Raw genomic sequence first — 562 nt, forward strand, 5'->3', positions numbered from 1 at the left:
CCGGGGCGGTATCGTTGTTCGCCACGTCCTTCTTCGGCTCCTGGTGCCTAGGCATCCTCCGTGCGCTCTTACTAGCTTAACCATATGCTCAGGTGATTCGGCTTAACCGCCGTTTTCATTTTGTTTCCCCCTGATCTCCTAAGATATCAGTTGGTAAGAACAAAACGAAAAGAAGTCGGATTAATCTCGAACACCTTTCGCTTACAATAAAAACAGCTTAAAGGATGTTTCAGCAATTTCTTTTCTTTCGTTATCCAGTTTTCAAGGTGCAAATTGATAAAAGTTGTTGGTGGAGCCAAGCGGGATCGAACCGCTGACCTCCTGCTTGCAAGGCAGGCGCTCTCCCAGCTGAGCTATGGCCCCATACAAATTCCATCAAAGCTGAACAAATGGTTTTCACGTCTTGCGCTCAAAGCGCCATATACCGATAACTTGTATCCGAACCTCATCGGGTCCGGGTATTTCCTTAGAAAGGAGGTGATCCAGCCGCACCTTCCGATACGGCTACCTTGTTACGACTTCACCCCAATCATCTACCCCACCTTCGACGGCTAGCTCCCTT

1 tRNA gene and 1 rRNA gene are annotated in these 562 nt (G+C 48.6%); both read right to left on the reverse strand.

The window, feature by feature from the left end:
- Positions 1-287: 287 nt before the first annotated feature.
- Positions 288-363: transfer RNA gene (locus E0496_RS34470), tRNA-Ala, on the reverse strand.
- A 107-nt stretch (positions 364-470) separates the two neighbouring features.
- A 16S ribosomal RNA gene (locus E0496_RS34475) occupies positions 471-562 on the reverse strand; the annotation flags it as partial.

Origin of the sequence: Paenibacillus luteus, from assembly GCF_006542765.1 — a bacterium.
Lineage (GTDB): Bacteria > Bacillota > Bacilli > Paenibacillales > Paenibacillaceae > Pristimantibacillus > Pristimantibacillus luteus.